This is a genomic window from Psychrobacter urativorans (genome assembly GCF_001298525.1).
Lineage (GTDB): Bacteria > Pseudomonadota > Gammaproteobacteria > Pseudomonadales > Moraxellaceae > Psychrobacter > Psychrobacter urativorans_A.
This window is the reverse complement of the sequence record NZ_CP012678.1, coordinates 1055477-1073127: the sequence shown is the minus strand read 5'-3', so window position 1 is coordinate 1073127 and position 17651 is coordinate 1055477. Positions and strand designations below refer to the sequence as shown.

The 17651-nt window shown below is 42.8% G+C and carries 17 protein-coding genes; 8 read left to right on the top strand and 9 right to left on the bottom strand.

Annotated elements, in window-relative coordinates:
* Window positions 1-61 precede the first annotated feature (61 nt).
* Window positions 62-838: a sulfite exporter TauE/SafE family protein gene (locus AOC03_RS04685; protein ID WP_062533821.1), complete on the top strand. Its 777-nt coding sequence runs from the start codon at window positions 62-64 to the stop codon at window positions 836-838.
* A gap of 28 nt (window positions 839-866) precedes the next feature.
* Here the strand turns inward: AOC03_RS04685 and AOC03_RS04680 are convergent, their stop codons facing one another.
* The 3 genes from AOC03_RS04680 to AOC03_RS04670 form a co-directional block, all read right to left on the bottom strand.
* Window positions 867-1793 carry a histone deacetylase gene (locus AOC03_RS04680; protein WP_062533820.1) on the bottom strand — a complete coding sequence of 309 codons (927 nt, stop codon included), beginning with the start codon at window positions 1791-1793 and terminating at the stop codon, window positions 867-869.
* A gap of 72 nt (window positions 1794-1865) precedes the next feature.
* On the bottom strand, window positions 1866-2855 hold the full coding sequence (locus tag AOC03_RS04675) for a hypothetical protein (RefSeq protein WP_062533819.1): 990 nt from the start codon (window positions 2853-2855) through the stop codon (window positions 1866-1868).
* A 94-nt stretch (window positions 2856-2949) separates the two neighbouring features.
* On the bottom strand, window positions 2950-4095 hold the full coding sequence (locus AOC03_RS04670; RefSeq protein WP_084785769.1) for a hypothetical protein: 1146 nt from the start codon (window positions 4093-4095) through the stop codon (window positions 2950-2952).
* Window positions 4096-4271: 176 nt separating this feature from the next.
* Between AOC03_RS04670 and ccmA the strand changes: the two genes are divergently transcribed.
* From ccmA to ccmE, 5 genes are all read left to right on the top strand, one after another.
* Window positions 4272-4892 carry a heme ABC exporter ATP-binding protein CcmA gene (gene ccmA, locus AOC03_RS04665; RefSeq protein ID WP_157049339.1) on the top strand — a complete coding sequence of 207 codons (621 nt, stop codon included), beginning with the start codon at window positions 4272-4274 and terminating at the stop codon, window positions 4890-4892.
* A gap of 10 nt (window positions 4893-4902) precedes the next feature.
* Complete coding sequence (locus tag AOC03_RS04660) at window positions 4903-5628, top strand: heme exporter protein CcmB (protein ID WP_227514288.1); 726 nt, start codon at window positions 4903-4905, stop codon at window positions 5626-5628.
* 242 nt (window positions 5629-5870) lie between these two features.
* A complete protein-coding gene (ccmC, locus tag AOC03_RS04655) occupies window positions 5871-6659 on the top strand; it encodes a heme ABC transporter permease CcmC (protein ID WP_062533816.1) in 789 nt (262 codons plus the stop codon).
* Between the two features lie 26 nt (window positions 6660-6685).
* Window positions 6686-6898, top strand: a complete 213-nt coding sequence (ccmD, locus tag AOC03_RS04650; protein WP_062533815.1) for a heme exporter protein CcmD — start codon at window positions 6686-6688, stop codon at window positions 6896-6898.
* 229 nt (window positions 6899-7127) lie between these two features.
* Window positions 7128-7622, top strand: a complete 495-nt coding sequence (gene ccmE / locus AOC03_RS04645; RefSeq protein WP_062533814.1) for a cytochrome c maturation protein CcmE — start codon at window positions 7128-7130, stop codon at window positions 7620-7622.
* A 125-nt stretch (window positions 7623-7747) separates the two neighbouring features.
* Here the strand turns inward: ccmE and AOC03_RS04640 are convergent, their stop codons facing one another.
* Entirely contained in the window at window positions 7748-8596 is an 849-nt protein-coding gene (locus AOC03_RS04640) for an aldo/keto reductase (RefSeq protein ID WP_062533813.1), read from the bottom strand.
* A gap of 429 nt (window positions 8597-9025) precedes the next feature.
* On the opposite strand from AOC03_RS04640, the gene AOC03_RS04635 reads away from it, so the two are divergent.
* Together AOC03_RS04635 and codA are read left to right on the top strand one after the other, a co-directional pair.
* Entirely contained in the window at window positions 9026-10258 is a 1233-nt protein-coding gene (locus tag AOC03_RS04635; protein ID WP_237182069.1) for an MFS transporter, read from the top strand.
* Window positions 10259-10328: 70 nt separating this feature from the next.
* Entirely contained in the window at window positions 10329-11585 is a 1257-nt protein-coding gene (gene codA / locus AOC03_RS04630; RefSeq protein ID WP_062533812.1) for a cytosine deaminase, read from the top strand.
* A 150-nt stretch (window positions 11586-11735) separates the two neighbouring features.
* Here codA and AOC03_RS04625 read toward each other — a convergent pair whose 3' ends face one another.
* The 5 genes from AOC03_RS04625 to AOC03_RS04605 form a co-directional block, all read right to left on the bottom strand.
* A complete protein-coding gene (locus tag AOC03_RS04625) occupies window positions 11736-12710 on the bottom strand; it encodes a MetQ/NlpA family ABC transporter substrate-binding protein (RefSeq protein ID WP_062533811.1) in 975 nt (324 codons plus the stop codon).
* A 171-nt stretch (window positions 12711-12881) separates the two neighbouring features.
* On the bottom strand, window positions 12882-13568 hold the full coding sequence (locus tag AOC03_RS04620) for a methionine ABC transporter permease (protein WP_062533810.1): 687 nt from the start codon (window positions 13566-13568) through the stop codon (window positions 12882-12884).
* 18 nt (window positions 13569-13586) lie between these two features.
* The gene (locus tag AOC03_RS04615) at window positions 13587-14357 is read right to left on the bottom strand and encodes a methionine ABC transporter ATP-binding protein (protein ID WP_062533809.1); all 771 of its coding nucleotides are present in this window, start codon (window positions 14355-14357) and stop codon (window positions 13587-13589) included.
* Window positions 14358-14664: 307 nt separating this feature from the next.
* Complete coding sequence (locus tag AOC03_RS04610; RefSeq protein WP_062533808.1) at window positions 14665-16773, bottom strand: sensor histidine kinase; 2109 nt, start codon at window positions 16771-16773, stop codon at window positions 14665-14667.
* Window positions 16774-16927: 154 nt separating this feature from the next.
* A complete protein-coding gene (locus AOC03_RS04605; RefSeq protein ID WP_062533807.1) occupies window positions 16928-17650 on the bottom strand; it encodes a response regulator transcription factor in 723 nt (240 codons plus the stop codon).
* Between the last annotated feature and the right edge of the window lies 1 nt (window position 17651).

Sequence of the window (17651 nt, the reverse complement as noted above, 5' to 3'; positions counted from 1 at the left end):
ATTATTCCGTTAAGCTCGTGCTATACAGTGTTAAGCAGCAAATACCCTCTATGGCAAGTACATGATGGATAGCACCATTATCCAAATGGGATTGCTGCTGACGGTCTTTATAGGAGCGTCACTACTGCATGGCATTAGTGGTATTGGCTTCACCTTGATAGCGACTACCGCGCTGGCTAGTATTTATCCACTGCCTTATGCCATTGTGTTGGTTATTTTCCCTTCGTTACTACTTAATGCCCTCACATGGCTTATCGGTGGCAAGCGTAGTATTTGGCAAAATTTTAGCCATTACAGTCGGCGCTACTGGTTATTGGCAGTAACCAGTTTATTGGGTAGTCTGCTTGGCGCTCAACTCTTGCTGTGGGTGAACAGCGCTTATATTTTGCTAGTGCTGGCGGCAGTAATTGCTTGTTATGTTTTAAGTACGCTGTGGGGTAAGGCGATTGCGCTGCCCAATACCCAGCCTGTACTGATTGCTGTGGGACTGATCGCAGGCATTATTGGCGGCGCGACCAATGCTATGTCCGCCATGCTCATGATGTATTTGCTCTCCGCAACTGACGATAAAAACACCATCGCCAAAGTTGGTAATATGTGTTATTTCTTAGGAAAGTTGGCACAAGTTATCATATTGCGCGAGCCGATTATGGCGATGAGTAGCAGCGAATGGCAGATGATTGCTTTAATCAGTGGGCTATCTATAGTCGCATCGTTAGTCGGTATGCGCGTGCATCACTATTTACCTCAAGCGCGCTTTCGTCAGCTTATTTTATTCATTGTCGCTATACTTGGGGTGCGGATTGGCTGGCAAGGTATCACGGCATTGTTGTTGTGATAGCAGCTCACAAACCAATGTTAACAACCTAATAGTAGTTAGCATTTACTTCTGCAAAAAATATTTGTTGCGCCAAGCGAAAAGTATTACAGTGCGCCTCAACCACATCATTAATATCTTCTGAATAGCCACCGCCCATGACGATAGCAACGGGTATATTTGCCGTTTTTGCTTGGCGTAGCACGTATTCATCACGCGTTTTACAACCGTCCTGTGACAATGCCAATTTACCTAGTTTATCCGTTGCCAATACATCGACTGCGGACTGATAAAAAATCATATCGGGTGCAAATTCTGTAATTAAGCGTGGTAACGTATCTGCCAAAATTTGCAGATATTCGTCGTCACCCATATCTGTCGCCAACTCAATATCAAGGTCAGATAGTTGCTTACGAAATGGATAGTTTTTAGCGCCATGCATACTAAAAACAAAAACACGTGGCTCATTTGCCATAATACTGGCATTACCATTACCTTGGTGTACATCTAAATCAACGACCAAAATCCGCTGTGCTTGACCACGCGCCAGTAATAAATTGCTGGCAATACAAACATCATTAAACACACAAAATCCTTCGCCATGGTCAGCAAAGGCATGATGCGTGCCGCCTGCGACATTCATCGCCACACCATACTGCTGCGCATACAAGGCACATTCATACGTCGCATGGGCAATGTAACGACCGCGCTCGACTAAGGTTGGCGTCATCTCAAACCCAATCGGGCGCGCCTCTTTCGCGGTTAAGGTTTGGGTCTTGAGCTTATACCAATATTCGGCGGTATGGGTGCTTAACACTTCTTCTTCGCTTAATTTTTTTGGCGCAAAAAAGTTAGCGTCCGAGATAGTGCCTTCAGCCAAGAGTCGCTCAGGAATCATGGTGTATTTTTGCATCGGAAAGCGATGTTTTTCAGGGACGGAATAACGAAAAATCTCAGAATAGGCAATTTTTAGCATAGTTTTTGACTGTCTTAAAAAGGCGGTTTAGGAATCTGTTAAATATGATGGACTGATATCTTAATATGACAGTTATTGAACAAACTGAGTCGGCAAAAAGAAGGTGCGCGCCTCTGCTTGCTGACGTAATTCATCGAGTAAAGTGGGCATGTCTTCAGCAGGCTCTTCAGTATTGATCAAGTCGCTGAATATCTCGTAAGTGACGGTAGTCATAGCAATCACACTTTGTAGTAAATGCTCAGTGATATGGTCATCAATGCCAACCGAATCGACATCGATGGCATTTTTGTAGCGTATCTCGCCATCATTGATGTCCATTTCTAGATTGCCAATTAGCATGTCATAATTGATTTGGGTAATCAGGAGCATCGCCGCGCTTTGATGACTTTCAGGAATTAAAAACGGCAAAATGCCATAGACTGCTAGTAAGCTATTGTTTTCTTGCACTCGAAACAGATAGCCACAGTCTATCTGCTTGTTGCGCATCCGTAGGGACAAATGGTGTGACTGCTGGCTGTCCGATGATTTTGGACGATAATAGGTATAGTGCCACTCTTTATTATCAAAATACTGTTTGAGATAATCGACGATGGGTGTGTTGTCATTGGTTTCAGATTCATTGTTTTTAAAACCAGTATTTTCAACACCAGTGCTGGCAGAATCTACACTATTAGAATCGATGCTTTTAGCGTCACTATTTTTAGCATCACCGTTTTCAATCGTAGTTTCTTCAAAACTACTATCTGTATCTGCAATATTGTTATTCTCAGCATCACTACCGCCAGCGTCACTACTCTCAATAGCGTTACGCTTACCGGCATCGTTTTGAGTGTCGTCAGAAAAAAGTAAGTCGGGAGCGTCCGTATTTATGCTTTGCTCTTTTATACTTTGGTCTTGATTATCGATATCAGTATGGCGTTCACAATTCGAGTTATCAGTACGCATCGCTGTTTGCGGCAAATCAGAGTTTATCTTTATGCTATCGACAATAGACTGCGGTGCTGCGGCAATCAATAGCTGTTTTATTTTTTGCCATAAGCTGAATTTATTGGATTGACTCATAAATAGTGCTTTTATTAATAAATGAAGACAGTGAAATAAATGCCGTTATCTATTGAGCTAATGAAATGCTATTTACTCAATAGTTAGCAGCTGGTTAAGAAATTCCGCTTGTTAACGATTGCTTAATATCAGGCTGCGCATAAAATGCGTGTAGCATCTCACGAATATGGTCAGTGAAGAAGTCACTACTTATGGCATCATGGGCAAGCGGCAATAGCGCAGTGCTTAACGCTGTCATCGCTTGGGTATCAATATTTAGCCCTAATGCTAAGGTAGCAAAAGAGTCGGATTGATGCTGGTGATACCAAGTTTTGACGCTTGCGGTGACCAAGCTCTGTAAATAGGGTGACAGGCGTAAACGATTATAACTGTGCTGCACACTGGCTTCGATAAGGTCAATGCTATTATTATCCGGTTCGTCACTGAGATAGGCTTGTAGTTGACTGATTGGCTCATCTTTAATACGCGCCCAACCGGTAATCAGCAAGCGTGCCACTTCTTCATTGGACAAATGCGCTTGCGCGTTGGTTTCCGCACGTCGGGTCAAGTCTTTAATATTGCGATGCAAATATGCTTGTAACTTATCATCGAGATTGCGATTGGTGGCTTTTTCAAACGAGCTGCGCCCAAGTTTCATTAATTTACCGACGCCACCGGCTTTATCAAGGGTGGTTTCCATAAAGTCGTTAATGGCGTGATGCAGGGTTTGGGTCAATAAATCGGCAAACGTATCATTACCAATCAGGCTATGAATCAAGATATTGCGCTGTTGTTCGTGACTGCCAATATAATTGGCTAAGGTGTCAATTTGGCTGTCGTCGATGAGCTCAGATAAAGGCACGTCATCATTGACTGGATGATAAATAATGGTGTGTAAAATATCGCGGATATCAGCGCGCATCATCTCACTCATCGGCTGGCTCAATAGCCAGTCGTTCATCAGGTGCTGTAAGTCTTCATGACTGACGTATTGACTGAATGACTGTGCGCCAAACCATTGCCATGCCTGCATCGCTAGGGGTTCAGCTTGTGAGCTTAACCATTGCTGCATAAAGGCAACTTGCGCTTCAATTAAGCCATTGATAGTAAAATCCGCTAAAGGAGTGCCGTCTAAGCCAGTCGCTACCGACGGGTCAGAAGCTGACTTTACATCAGACGTTAAATGAGACTCTGAATGTTGGATAGCATTTTGGATAGCATTTTGGATATCTTTTGGGTGTGGCGTATGTTTTGAGGTCATAGTAATTGACAATTTGTTATACTGATAAGGTGTAGTGAGCATAACGTATTTTACGATGAACTCAATAGTGCTTTATGGTGAATATTTATCGCTCATTGAATCTATAATAAGAGGTGCCCGTGACCGACCTGTCAATATCCACAACTCCATCTATAGCACCATCAATGCCAGTATCTATGCCAGTGCCTGTGCTTTCCTGTCACGAGCTGACCGTGCAGCGCGGTGAAATTCCGTTATGTGAGGGGGTGGCGCTCGAATTATCTGCGGGTGATATTTGCCATTTAATTGGGGCTAACGGTACGGGAAAAACAACTTTGCTGATGCAGCTTGCCGGATTATTACCTGTGCTTACGGGCGAAGTGCATTATCAAGGGTCAAAAACGCTGCCAATTCAGCCGCTCTATGTGTCGCACCAGTTGGGTATTCATCCTAGCTTAACAGTGGCACAAAATTTGACCTTTTTGCTCAATTTATATGGTATTACGCCAAGTCGAGATGAGATTGATGCGGCGTTGAATTGGGTTGGCTTACAGGGCTTTGAAACCATCAGCTCAAGTCATTTATCGGCAGGACAAACCCGCCGTATTACGCTGGCTCGGCTGTATTTATTGACTCCAAAAGTGACGCCTCTATGGTTACTTGATGAGCCGTTTACCGCACTTGATGTGGATATGGTTGCGCGTATGGAAGTGCGCTTGCGTGAGTTTGCTGATATGGGCGGTGCAATATTAATGACCAGTCATCAGCCGGTTGCTGTGGCGAATCAAGTGCTCGATTTATCAGGTTATATGGTATAAAGGACGGATGATGACAGATAACCGAGAGCAAGTAATCCATAATGATCTGATCCGTACAGCGCCGCACGTTATCAGCTTTGGGCAATTATGGCGACGTGAATGGCAGGTCAAGCAACAAGGCGCGGTGCAATGGCTCTATCCTTTAGTATTGTTCTTAGTTATCATTACTTTATTTCCATTAGCGGTGGGTAGCGAGCCGCAGCTCTTACAACGTTTAGGCGTTGCCGCGGTTTGGATTGCCGCTTTATTGTCGTTGGTGATGGGTGTCGAAGGTTTATTTAAACCGGCGCTAGATAATGGTACTTTGGCGCAATTGGTAGTGGCAAAAGCCTCGCTACCGTTGTGGGTGCTTATTCGCTTGGTGATTCATTGGATTTTTAGTAGTGGCATTGTGGCAGTTTTAAGCTTACTTGCTGTGCCTTTGTTTCAGTTAAGTTGGTTTGAAACGGGCATATTGATGGCATCCATTATTGTCGGTAGTCCTATGTTACTCATGTTATCAGCTGTCGCAAGTAGTCTGACGTTATCACTTAAAAACGGTGCGGTATTGGTGCCACTGATTGCGCTACCGATGCAGTTGCCAGTACTTATTTTTGCGACGGGCGCGGTCGATTTATTTGCCACTGGTTTAAATGGCTTACCTATTTTAGCGCTACTATTAGCAGGGAGTATTATCTCTGTGTTGGTCATGCCATGGGTCATTGCCCAAACTCTAAAAATGGCTTGGCTGAATTAAATCGTGCCAATTAAAATATAAAATGAAAATCTTAAATAAAATCCATTTTTGCTTTTTATTTGCCGCTTTATTGTAGGGTGTACACTCTTCGTATTAACAGCGTGGTGAAAACCTGCAATCTTGCTATAATGATAAATTAGATATTCAGTCCCGTGTTTAACGCCAACAGGTTCGCGGATAGTGGGAGTAGTAACATACCCTATCAGCCATAACCGCTATGCTATTGCAATAGGTTTATCCCCATGCCCAACCTAAATAACGTCTCATCTCCTAGCCTGTGGCAGCGCATTTGGCAAGTTTTCTTGACCACTGTCGGCACTAAAGAGTTCTTTCGGATTTTTTCGCCGTGGGTCAAGTGGTTGGCTATCTTAGCCGGAATTTGCCTAACGATTGGTAGTATTTGGGGCTTGGTATTTGCGCCGCCTGATTACTTGCAGGGTAACAGCTACCGTATTATTTTTATCCATGTACCAGCCGCAAGCCTTGCCATTTCGATTTATTTTGCCCTTGCTGTGTTAGGGGTCATATATTTAGTCTGGAAAATTAAAACGGCAAACTTGGTGGCGCAGGCGCTCGCGCCATTGGGGTTTTTATTGTGCGTGGTCAGTTTGCTGACGGGTTCTATTTGGGCAAAGCCAACGTGGGGCACGTACTGGGTTTGGGATGCGCGATTAACTTCAATGCTCATCTTGGCATTTTTATATGCGGGCGTGATGGCACTATTTGCCGCTTTTGAACACACCGCAAATCGCGGCAAAGCAGCGGCTATTTTATCCATTGTTGGTGCGGTGAACTTACCCATTATTAAGTATTCAGTGCAGTGGTGGAATACTTTACATCAAGGCTCAACTTTTACCTTGACTGAAGCGCCAAAAATGTCAGCCGATATGTGGATGCCGTTATTATTAATGATAATTGGTGGTTATTTATTAGTGGCAACGTTAGCAATTTATCGTACCAACACGCTTATTCTCTACCGTGACCAAGGTAAGGCATGGGTAAAAGAATACATCCGTGGTCAAAGTAAATAACGCCTTAGCACATTTGGGAGAATACCTTGCAGCCCTACTTTTATAGTGTCTCTGAATTTATTGCCATGGGTACGCATGGCGTTTTTGTATGGTCATGCTGGGCAATTACCGTTGGCATGATGCTGATATTTATCTGGTATAGTCGTAAGCAAAGACAGAATTTGATTAAGCAGCTGACTATTCAACAAGCGCGGCAGGCGCAGCGCAGTGCCACAGTTAATCAACCTCCTATCTTATAAAACCCGCTTAAAATTAGCTTAATATCATAGTCTTAGCCTATTAAAAATATTTTCTGCTGTATTTAAATTTTGTACAATCTGTCTGCTTAATGTGCAAAGGACTTATTGATTTGTGCAAAAAATGCTACTATATAGGTATCTTAAAGGCAGCCTGTCGCATACAGTATAAAAAGAGCATCCTGAGCCTCTTCTGTTGTGTACAGTGGTTAGTCATCTATGAGGTAGTGGTATGAATGCAGTTCGACGCAAGAAGCTGATGTGGGTATTGTTTACGCTGGCTGGTGCAGCAGTGGCTGTAGTGTTGGTTATCTACGCTATCGGGCAGCAGACCGATTACTATTTTGACCCCACAGCGATTGCCAAAGGTGAAGCGCCACAAGACAAACGTATTCGCGCAGGCGGTATGGTGGTAGCAGGTAGTGTGCAACGTGCGCCCAATGATCCGCTAAGTGTTGAGTTTGCCATTACGGATTTTAAATCGACCGTTCCCGTGACTTATCAAGGCATCTTGCCAGACTTATTTGCTGAAAATTCTGGCATCGTTGCGACTGGTAAAATGCAAGGCACTACCTTTGTCGCGGGTGAAGTATTGGCAAAACATGATGAAAATTATATGCCGCCAGAAGTGGCGAAATCGTTAAAAGAGAATAATCGTTCGGGTACGGGCGCAGCATCTGGACAATATAAACCTGCTGAACCGATTCGTGACAATCAAGCGTTATAGCAAGCAGCATTATAAATTATAAGTTGATAGCCAATAAAAAAGCTACTGAGTTTATCAGTGGCTTTTTTTATGCTTATTTTATGCTTAATGGTTACTACATAACCGTAAAATTCTAATACGTGATGTTAGTCATCCCATTTAGGCGTGTAGTCAGGATGCTCAATTTTGCGTCCATCAGAACGCGCCAAACGACCAATTTGTTCTAATTCATCGGCACTTAATTGAATATTAATAGCCTCTAAATTACTTTGTAAGTGTTTAGGGTTAGACGTTTTGGGAATTGCTACGCGGTTTTTATCCGACAATATCCAAGCCAATGAAACTTGCGCTGGCGTGATACCATGCTTATCCGCAATGTGTTTCATAATTTCATTATCGAACACATCACCACGCGCGAGAGGCGAGTAGGCTTCAAGTAAAATATGATGAGTGTTTAAAAAGGCTTGCAAGGTATTCTGTTTAATAAAGGGATGAAATTCAACCTGATTCACTACAATCGGTACATCGGCGTATTTCTCTGCTTCTATTAAATGCGCAATATTAAAGTTCGAAACCCCAATATGGCGGGTTAACCCTTGTTTTTGTAACTCACATAACGCGGGAATAGTTTCCGATAATGGCACGCGATCATCTGGCCAATGCAGTAATAATAAATCGACATAATCGGTATCTAAATTTTCTAACGAGCGTTTGGCAGCGGCAACTAACTTTTCTGGTTGAAACTTTAAATCATCAGGAAATATTTTAGTGGTCAAAAAGAACTTATCCCGAGCAACACCAGATTGCTTAATGCCTTGTCCGACCTCGCATTCATTACTATAAGCTTGAGCCGTATCAATGTGCTCATAACCCATCTGTAGCCCTTGACTGACGACGTCGATACAATCCTGACCGGTAGATTGCCATGTACCTAGACCAAGTACTGGAATATTGGCTTGTCCAGCGGTGCGAATATTATAAGTTTTAGCACGCATATGGTTATCCTTGTTATTCGTGTGTTTATTGACAGAAAATTAAATAAGAAATATGATTATCTAAATCCCTATTAAGCTTACCCACTATAAAAAAAAGGAGCGGCAAGTGAAAGGGCGGGTGACGCTTTCCTACAAACAACAAACAGGCTGTAACGTCATTTTATAGTTATTAAAGCAGCTAATATGTCATTCGAGGGTGTTGCCAAAAATAGGAATTACTGAAATTACAAAACCTTACTGTTATAGTGGGTATCTATAAAACAGATGCGATGCTACAGTAGACCTAAATAAATGATAAACCTATATATCAGCCCAATATTCGCTCATAGCAAGCTATGTTTTTATGGATATATGGTTTTCTATGGATGGGTTTATCAATAAAGCAAGGTTATGAATCTTCTAGAAACTTCATCGAATTAGGAGAGGGGTGTGTCTAGTCTTTCAAAGCCAAGTCCTGCAGAAGGCAGCCGTTCAGAAAACACGGCAAATGGTCAACATCAAAACCCTATTTCGTGGTTTATCTTTGGTTTGATGGCAAGTGTCACCTTTATTGGTATTCTCTCAGAGCTGATGCCTTCTGGCATCTTGCCGCAAATGACTGAGGGTTTAGGAATTGAGCAGACTCAAGTAGGATTTTTAGTCGGCATATACGCACTGGCATCGGCGATTTTTGCCATTCCCCTCATTAGCATGACGTTGTGGGTCAATCGCAAGGTGCTTTTATTGGTGCTATTGACAGGTTTTGCCGTCTCTAATCTGGTCGTCGGTCTTACCTCGTCTTATCCGCTCATCGTCACCATGCGTATTATTGGCGGTATATGTGCAGGGATTATGTGGCCGATGATTGCCGCTTATGGCACTGCATTGGTACCAGAAAACCTGCATGGCAAGGCGATTACCATCATCATGGCGGGTAATACTTTTGGGGTGAGCCTTGGTCTACCGATTATGACCTATATTGGTACCCAAGTGGGCTGGCGTACCTCGTTTATGGTGCTTGGTGCATTGGGTGCAGTGATTGCGCTGCTGGCGGCTAAATACTTGCCTTCCGTACAAGGCGAAAAACTTACTCAAAGTAACTCACCAATCGCGGTGTTAAAAATCCCTGGGGTCTGGATAGTCTTAGCCCTAACTTTCTTAGCAGTTGTGGCGCATTACAGCACCTATACCTATATCACGCTATTGGTCGAAACCATCAAGTTTGTGGGCGGTATCAGTCTAGCTTTGTTTATCTTTGGGATAGGTTCGGTCATTTCAGTTATCTTATCGGCCAAGATTATCGATACTCATCTGCGTGGTTTAATCGTTGGTATGTTGGCTTGCGGCGTGATTGCTATGCTGCTGTTTGTCTTCTTCAGGGGAACGAATGGTTTTGCGCATTTGGCCTTTTTACTGTGGGGCTTAGCGTTTGGACCTTTGGTAACCATGTTTCAAACAGCTGTTAGTCATCAGGTGACCGAAGCAAAAGCAGTCGCGACCTCTGTACAATCAAGTGTGTTTAATTTCTCAATTATGATTGCGACATGGCTTGCAGGTTTGATTTTGGTTCATATGCCAGAAACAGGCGTCTTAGGTATTGTGTATCTCTCTATTCTCTGTTTCATTCCTGCCATTATAATTACAGTTGTCTCTAAGAAAACGTTGGATGCACCTACTGTCTAATAGCGTTCAATAAACCACTTTCAATAAAACGTTTCAAATAAATGATTTTTAATAAAAACAGGAGTTTGTAATGATTAAGTTTACCAATGCAAATATTTATCGTAATAGCGCTGCTAACGAGATTTTGGTCAAAGACGGTGTTATTCAGCAGATTGGTAAGGATTTACCTGCTGCTGAAGAGGAGATTGATCTTAAGGGTCGGTTGGTCGTGCCACCTTATGTAGATGCTCATTTGCACCTAGACTATGTTTATACAGCTGGTAATGCAGGCGCAACCAACGACACTGGCACTTTATTTGAAGGGATTGCCCGTTGGCACGATGTCAAAAAAACACAATCCTTTGAAGATGCCAAGGAACGGGCATTAAAGGGTATTCAAGAAGAAGTGTCAAAAGGGGTGCAATTTATTCGTACTCATATTGACGTCTGTGATCCCAACCTTACTGGCTTAAAGGCCATGCTCGAGCTTCGTGAAGAATTAAAAAACAACGTCACCATTCAGATTGTGGCGTTCCCGCAAGAAGGCATGTATGCCTACAAAGGCGGGGCTGAAATGGTAGAAGAAGCCTTAAAAATGGGTGCTGACTGTGTGGGCAGTATCCCTCATTTTGAATGGGCACGTGAAATCGGTGAAAAATCCATTCATAAAACGGTTGAGCTGGCCATGAAATACGACAAGCTTATCGACGTCCATTGTGATGAAACTGATGATGTCATGAGCCGTTTTGTCGAGCTACTAAACGCCTTAGTGATGATTGAGGGGATTGGCAGTCGCACAGCTGCCAGTCATACTTGCTCGTTTGGTTCGGCGGATAACGCCTATGCTTTTCGTATGATGGGATTGTTTGAAAAGTCCGGCATGAATTTTATTGCCTTGCCAACTGAAAATGCCTATCTACAAGGTCGTCAAGATACTTATCCTAAGCGTCGTGGTTTAACGCGGGTAAAAGAGTTTTGGGAAAATAATATCAACGTTTGTTTTGGTCAGGATTCTATCAATGACCCTTGGTATCCGGCTGGTAACGGTAACCTGATGAATATCTTGGATAATGGTATTCATTTAGCACAAACGATGTCGATGCCGCAGCTTGATAGCTGCCTGGATTTGATTACCTTTAATGGCGCTAAAACATTAAACATCGAAGACCAGTACGGCTTAGATGTGGGTAAACCCGCTAACTTCTTGGTATTGGATGCCGATAGTCCGTTTGAAGCCGTCCGTCAACGCGCCGATGTACTTGCCTCTATTCGCAACGGTAAATATCTGTTTAAAAAGCCTGAACCAAGCTACGATATCGAACTGGATATTTTTAGAAAAACCAAATAGCCGGATTTAACGAAAGAAAGGTAAGAAGTAAATAGCAACAATATAAAATATCGACGAAAAAAAGCCCATTATTTGATAATAATGGGCTTTTTATTTTACTTAGTAAACTCTCAAAATACTTTATTTAGATAAGGTGTTTTAAGTCAGCAATTACTGAGCAGCAGCTTCTGCGACTGGAGCGCTATCTGTTGTAGTAGTAGTGGTCGCAGGGGCAGCAACAGTGTCAGTACCCCAGATTTTTGGATATTTATAACCAGGGAAGCTATCATGAGCATACTTTTTAAAGGCGTCAGAGTTGTAGGCGTTGGTCACGTCTTTGACCCATTTTTTATCTTTATCGGCAGTTTTGATCGCTGACCAGTTGACATAAGCAAAGCTTGGCTCTTGGAATAAAGCTTCAGTCAGCTTGATGCCAGAGTCGGTGGCATAGTTACCATTAATGATAGCAAAGTCCACTTCATCGCGTGCGCGTGGTAGCTGGGCGGCTTCTAACTCAACGATTTTGATATCGTATTTGCTGTTATCAGCAATGTCAGATTTTGATGCGGTTAGCGGGTCAATATTAGCTTTTAGCTTAATCCAACCAAGATCATTCATCATCACCAAGGCGCGCGCAAAGTTACTTGGGTCATTGGGTGCAGATACACTCATACCTTTAAACGCTTCTTCAAGCTTGGTTTTTTTACCTGAATAGACGCCTAGTGGTGCGGTTGGTACTTGGAAAGCCTCTACCAAATCAAGTTTGTTTTCTTTTTTAAAGGTATCTAGATATGGCTTATGCTGAAAGATATTAATGTCTAAATCGCCATCAGCCAAGGCAATGTTCGGGCGTACATAGTCGGTAAAGGTTACCAGTTCAACTTCATAGCCTTGCGCTTCAAGTGAGCTTTTAACTTGGTTGCGTACCATATCTGCAAAGTCACCTTCAGTCGTACCGATGACGATTTTGCTATGTTCAGGATCGCTATCCTTGGTTGCTGTCTTATCAGCCGCTGCGCCTTCAGTTACAGGCTCTGCGGTCGCTTCTGGCGCTGATGAATTATTACAGCCAACCAATACTAAACTTGATACGCCAACTGCTGCAAATGCGGTCGCCAATTGACGACTGATATCGGTTAATTTCATGGAATATCCTTAATAATAAATGTGTTAAATGCCAATAGAATTCGTGTAGCCATTAAAAAAGCAACATTATGACTGACAAGGTAAGTCGTAATGCTGCTAAATTAAGTGTTGCTAGAATGATAACAAAGTTAAAGGGTTTCAGTAATAAAATCAAGCGTTGTTTAACGCCATTTAGCGCTTATCCAAACGCGTCGCAACCCAATTACCGAAAGCTTGAATGGAGATAACCATTATCGATAGCATAATAACGATGAAGACCATGACCTCGGTTTGATAACGATAATAACCATAACGAATCGCCAAATCACCAAGACCGCCACCGCCAATCATACCTGCTGCTGCTGAAAATGACAGCAAACTGATACATAGAATAGTGACTGATAAGACCAACCCTGAACGCGCTTCATTGAGCAGCACTTTAATAATAGTATACGGACGCGCACCCATCGATTCAGTCGCTTCAATGATACCGCGTGGTACTTCACGTAAGTTCTGTTCGACCAAACGGGCAAAATAAAACGAACCCGCAATCGCAAGTACTAAAGAGGCGGCGATAGGACCAATGCCCGTACCAACGATGGCTTTAGTAAAGGGACTCATCGCAATCATCAAAATCACGAACGGGAAGGCGCGCATAAAGTTGGTAATACCACCAAGCACGCCATACAAAGTTTTATTTTGCAAAAACTGCCGATCGCTGGATAAAAATAAGAATACGCCAAACAGCCCGCCGATGAGAATGGCGACCGTGGTAGAAATACCAAGCATCACAAAGGTATCGACGAACGCTTGCCAAATCTCTTTACGCAATATAAGCAGTTTATCGATCGAGGCAGATAATTCAGCACCAGTTAACATCTATTTTCTCCTGCCTCATTAGTCTTCTTGTACTAAGCCTTGCCCAATCGGGGTCGTAGCATGTATCAATCCATCGCGAATATCTGCAACCTCTAGTAGCTGCCCTTGATGCAATAATGCAGCGCGGTGACACAGCCTACGAATCACGCTCATCTCATGAGTAACGATGACAATGGTCACCCCAAGCTGCTCATTAATATCACGTAGGCAGGTTAGCAAGCTGCGAGTAGTGGCAGGATCAAGCGCGGAAGTCGGCTCATCCGCCAATAAAACTTTTGGACTCGGTGCAATAGCACGAGCAATACCGACGCGTTGCTTTTGTCCACCGGATAACTGTGCCGGATAATGACTGGCGCGATCCGTCAAATCTACAATCTCTAAACAGTCCATCACACGCTTGTGAATATCAGATTTAGGATAGCCTGAAACTGTCAGATTAAATGCCACATTATCAAATACCGTACGATTGGACATCAGGTTAAATTGCTGAAAAATCATACCAATATTATGGCGTGCGATACGCAAATCACTGGCTGATAACTGGGTCAAATCAACGCCATCAATACTCACGTGACCACTATCAGGGCGCTCAAGTAAATTAATCAGTCGTAATAAAGTAGACTTTCCTGCGCCTGAATAACCCATTAAGCCAAAGATTTCACCTTGCTTTACCGACAGCGACGTTGGTTCAACGGCAGTAAACCAATGCGGTTTGCCATCTGTACCTTTGACTGATCTATCACTTAAAAAGCGTTTGGTCACGTCATTTAGAACGATCATGTCACTCATGGAATGCTCAAATTTAATAAATAGTATAACAGTTATAAAAGTGCGTTAAGATCAGTGCCTTATTCACAGCCAATGACCGCTAACACGTTAATAAGGGGCGGTAATATAGCATATTTTGCAGCGTTTTGGGTATGTGCATCCGTGACTGGAGTATTTTATAACCCATAATAAAATCTATATGGCAGCGTAAAATATAAGGCAATATGCTCAATACAGTTATAAAAAATAAAATTAATATAAAGGATTAAGCATAAAGAAAGGGAACGATTGATAGAAATGACAGCACTTATTAATAGTGTTTGCTGGCTTATCCACGTCTATTATGGTCGCGATAATTATAATGAGGGTCATGTTTCACTGGTAGCACGATTAAAAACCGAGTATGACCATTGATGGTGTCGGTCGTAATATGACCTTGGTGCGCGGTAACAATTTGAGTGACTAAAGATAAACCCAGCCCTGAGCCTTTTTTCTTTTGTTGCAGGCGTACAAAAGGACTGAAGATTTCTTCGCGCTTGTCTTCAGGAATACCACCGCCTTCATCAATCACCGCTAGGACGGCATATTTAGGGAGTGGGCGCACAGGTTCGGGTTTAGATTTTTTTAGATGTTTTTTAAATAAGCTTTCTTTACGCTGAGTTATTGGTAGGTTGTTATTAGGGTCATTTTCGCTGAGATTCTTATTATTGTCGTCAGTGCCTACATGGTTCATATGCTCTTGGATAGTAGGTACCGCACGCCAGCTGACTTTTTTAATTTTTTCCAGTATATCAATGGTAAATATATTCTCATTAGAAGCCAATGAATGAGTATCGACAAACGGCGTTGCAGTGGTTAATGTTTCGTCAGTCTCCATACTTAACGTGGTCTGTTGGGCATTTAATAACTCTTGAGCTGTCTCATCCGCCTTTAATTCTCCTGCTGAATTATCTATAATCAGGCGCTTATTGTCTGCATTACTGAGAGTCAGGTCATTGCTGTTATTACTGTCATCAACAATAAAGGTCTCGCCATTTCTATAAAGATTAGGCGCAGCTAAAGCGGCTAACGGTTCTGCTTCTGTTTTGGATTTTTGAGTGCTGTCAGAGTGATCTTTAGACGATGGAGCTATACGTTCGACGCGCTTACCGTGCTTATCATGTTCAACATCCTCGCTATCCGTGAGCAGTTCATCATAATGGTCATTATCGGCGCTCTGATAATTGGCAAAACTACGACACACTACTGTCTGTAATAGGTAATCCGGTACAGTAACCGCATCTTCTTTATTTTGCACACCATAAAGTAGAATGGTTATCGGTGGCTCACCATGTAACATCGCATTATTTAATAAGTTACGAATTAAATGCGTCAACATCAACGGCTGACCCTCAATGACAAGATGCTCGCCAATTAAAGTCGCTTCGGGATAATGTTGACGTTCTTGATTGATCAAGTCGTATAGATCCATGCGCTCAATTTGTTGCAGCACATGACCTGCATCCAAACGGCTGACCAGTAAAATGCTCTCAACCAAATCATTGAGCCCTGATAAATCACGATTAATGGCTTGCGCGCGTTTATCAAATTTAGCCTTGGTCTCTATCGGCATCGAACTTGCCAACATATCCATCATCTCAATTTGTAGGCGAATGCGCGTAATGGGCGTACGCAGCTCGTGTGAGGCGTGGGCTAATAATAAGTTATTGGCATTGATAAGGTGTTCAATTTTCTGTGCGGCTTGATTAAATCCACGCGCTAGTAATGCAATTTCATCATTGCCGCGCGCGTTCACTCGTACCGTAAAATCTCCATCACCAAGCTGCGTCATTTGCCGACTCAGTTGATTGATGCGCCATGTCATTGAGCGTGCAATCCACCACAATACGCCTGCCATAATGAGCAGTAACAGTAATGTACCAGTGAATAAATTAAGCGCCGCAGAAAGAACCGGCTTTTTAGGAGGCAAGCGAGACTCATAGAGCAGCGTATAGCCAGTACTACTATAAACCTGAGCTTGCTTGGTTAAAGGGGTATCAGAAAAAGAGGGAAAAATACGCAATAATAAAGAAGGCATCGCCGGCAGTTCAGACGGAAAATCACTGTTATCCGTCTGCATGAGTAGATGACCTTCATTATCATACAAAGCCATTTTGGCTTGCAAGGATTCATCAAAAATATCAAAGCTTTTTTTGACTACTGCCAACATAAAGCGTGACTGTAGACGATTTTTCTTACTAACAGAAACATTAAGCTCTTGCAAAAAGGGATCAATTTGTCCCAAAATTTGTGTCGCAACGACCTCGGAGCGAATGCCTGCATCTTTGTCATGAACCAGTTGCGTTAACAGTACCATAGCGACCGCAAACAAGATTAATGCCAGCATTACGCTGGCAAATAGTCTAGCAAAGACGGAGTGAAAACCGAAATGCTGCATTACAAGATCTCTGTGGTCATAGGCGACTGTCAGTATTTTGATAGCATGATTTTTATAGCCGCTATAGTAGCCGTTTAAGCTACTGATAAATAATAGTTAGCGACTGGCACTAGCGCGTATTATTTATCAGCTCTATGTTTATTAAACATATTGCTTAAACTTGATCAGTGGCAAATTGATAACCCACGCCGCGAACGGTGATGATACGTTTTGGCTGACGTGGATTGTCTTCAATCAAAGCGCGCAAACGTGAAATGTGCACATCGATGGCACGATCAATATTGTCTGAGCTGTCATCATTTGGCATGGCTTGCCACAGTTGCTCACGATTCAGAACCTTGCCAGAATGCGTGGCGAAGTAATGCAGTAACTGGAACTGATGGGTGGTCAGGCGTACAGATTGATCGTCAATAGTGACTTCATGACTGTCTGGGAAAACGCTTAAACGCCCAAAGGTTAAGCTGTCTGACTGACTGTCTGCTTGATTGGGTTGCTCATGGCGACGAATCACTGAACGAATACGTGCTAATAATTCACGTGGCTCAAATGGCTTTGACATATAGTCATCCGCACCCATTTCTAAGCCTAAAACACGGTCTGTGGTATCACCCTTAGCGGTGAGCATAATAATAGGGACTTTATTGGTGATATTATTTTTGTTGCCACGAATTTTTTGGCAAACTTGCATCCCATCCATATCGGGTAGCATTAAATCAAGAACGACCAAATCAATATCGCGTTCTTTAGTATCTAAAATCTCTAGCCCTTCTTGACCAAGAGCAGCATGATGCACATCATAATAGTTCATGGTTAGATAATCGCTAATCAATTCAGCCAAATCAGGATCATCTTCAATCAATAGAATTTGCTTACTCATG